2 protein-coding genes are annotated in these 2,251 nt (G+C 67.6%); both read left to right on the top strand.

Annotation, left to right across the window (positions count from 1 at the left end):
• The coding region (locus tag MUO23_12045; GenBank protein ID MCJ7513689.1) for a 4Fe-4S binding protein at nucleotides 1–1,256 on the top strand (1,256 nt) is incomplete at its 5' end.
• Nucleotides 1,238–2,248 carry a c-type cytochrome gene (locus tag MUO23_12040; GenBank protein MCJ7513688.1) on the top strand — a complete coding sequence of 337 codons (1,011 nt, stop codon included), beginning with the start codon at nucleotides 1,238–1,240 and terminating at the stop codon, nucleotides 2,246–2,248. The genes MUO23_12045 and MUO23_12040, both read left to right, overlap by 19 nt.
• The last annotated feature ends 3 nt before the right edge of the window (nucleotides 2,249–2,251 follow it).

Below are 2,251 nucleotides of genomic sequence, written 5' to 3'. Positions count from 1 at the left end.
TGTTGGTGATTGTCGCCGGGCTGCTCGGCACACCCGTTGGGAGCCGCAATCCAGCCACGGTACTGGTATGGATCGCCTGGTGGGCAGCGCTGATGATCGTGGCCGTACCGTTCTTCGGGAGGCTGTGGTGCGGCGTCTGCCCACTACCTTTGCCGGGGGAATGGCTGCAGCGCGGCGCTTTGCTACGACCGCGCGGCGGCGGATTGGGCCTGGGGCTGCCCTGGCCGCGCCGCTTGCGAGGACTGTGGGTCCAGAACGCGGCCTTCGTGCTCGTGGCGCTGTTCAGCCTCCCTATCCTCACTCAGCCCAGGTTGACCGCGTTGCTGCTCGCCGGCCTGGTGCTTGTCGCCATCGCCATCAGCCTGGTCTTCGAGAGGCGGTCGTTCTGCCGGTACCTGTGCCCGGTCGGTGGGTTCATCGGCCTGTATGCCCAGGCCGCTCCCCTGGAAGTCCGCGTGCGCGATCCGCGGGTCTGCGCCGGGCACACCATCAAGACCTGTTACACCGGCAGTGCCGACGGGTATGGCTGCCCGTGGATGGCGTTCCCTGCAGCTCTCACCACCAACGTGTCCTGCGGCGTCTGCCTGGAGTGCCTGCGTACCTGCCCACTCGACAACGTCGCCATCAACCTGCGGCCGATGGGGGCCGATCTTCAGCCCACGTCCCGCGTCCGTCTGGATGAAGCCTTCAAGAGCCTAGTCCTGATCGGCAGCGCCTTGGTTTACGCCTTCGTCCTGATGGGCCCGTCGAGCACGTTGCGCTCGGCGGCGGCTGCGGTCGGCAGTCCATCCTGGCTGGCCTATGCCGCCGGGTTCCTGCTGATCACCGTCGTGTTGGTCCCAGGCTTGTTCCTGGCCGCGACACGCTTTGGACAATTGACGGCCAGCCCTCGGCTCCCGGCGCAGGAGAGCCTGCGGAGATTCGCACCGGCGCTCGTCCCACTCGGCCTCGCCGCCTGGGCCGCCTTCAGCCTCGGGTTCGTCCTGGCCAACGCCTCCTACATCTTGCCTGTCCTCTCCGACCCCATCGGCCTCGGCTGGGACCTCCTTGGCACTGCGTCGATGCCGTGGACGCCTGTGGGTGGCGGCCTCGCCTCGTGGGCGCTGATTGCTATCTTGCTCGTAGGGCTGGCCTGGTCGAGCCGTCACGTCCGGGCCGTCGCCGATGAGCTCGCCGGCGGAGTCCGGATGGCGATTCCGGTTTGGGGTTTTTCCCTCATCGTCACCGCGGGGCTGTTGTGGGTTTTCGTCGCCTGAGCTCCGAGCACTTCGCCCGCATCGCCTTGGCGCTGGCGGTCATCGTAGTCCCGCTGGCGCTTGCCGCGGCCTGGTGGGCGGCGCGAAGCTCCACCTCGACCCCGACAATTCACGGCCGGGTGAGCGAAGAAGGCGGCTGGCTTCCGGGAACACTGCGCGCCAGCGTCGGGTCCCCGCTCCGCCTACGCCTGGTCTCCGACGATGTCGTCCACGGATTTGCCATCGGGCGAAGCGACGAGGCCCCGCTCGACCTGCCTCCAGGTCAGGTCGTGGAGACGACGCTGACCTTCGATCAGCCCGGCACGTACACTTTCTACTGCACCCGCTGGTGCGGTCCGAATCATTGGCGCATGCGTGGCGTCATCGAGGTTTCGGGCGGTCAGCCGGTGGTGGCCGAGGTTCAGGATCCCTTGTACCTGAGTCTTGGAATAGACATCGATGCGCCCCACCCTGCATCGGCCGTGCCTAGCGTGCGGCCATCAGCTGAGCGGGGAGAGGCTCTGGGGATCGAGATGCCCGCAGGGCTTCGATCGCGTCAGGACTTCGTCCGCCGCGCCCCCGCCGAGACGTGGCAGACGCTGCGCCTCGATCCATCCACGCGAGGTCTGAGCGACTCTCGGGTGTGGGACCTCGTCGCATACCTGTGGCGCTCGACAACGACCGACGAGGCGCTGGGCGAAGGGCGGGCGCTCTTCGCGCAGAATTGCGCCGCTTGCCACGGCGAGGGCGGCGCCGGCGACGGCGTCATGATGGCCGCGGCTGGGATCCCCGCCGCATCGGCCTCACACCTCGCCGACGGTCGCCCCCCCTCCCCGGCCGATTTCACGGATTCCTCGATCATGCTCGGGGCGAGTTCGGCACTGCTGCAGGGGAAGATCCTGCGGGGAGGGATGGGCACTGGGATGCCTTACTGGGGACCCGTGCTGACCGAGGCACAGATGTGGGCACTGACGGACTACCTTTGGACCTTCCAGTTTGAGGAGACGCCATGACCA

This window comes from Anaerolineales bacterium (assembly GCA_022866145.1).
Classification (GTDB): domain Bacteria; phylum Chloroflexota; class Anaerolineae; order Anaerolineales; family E44-bin32; genus PFL42.
This window is presented reverse-complemented; position numbering and strand designations above follow the sequence as displayed.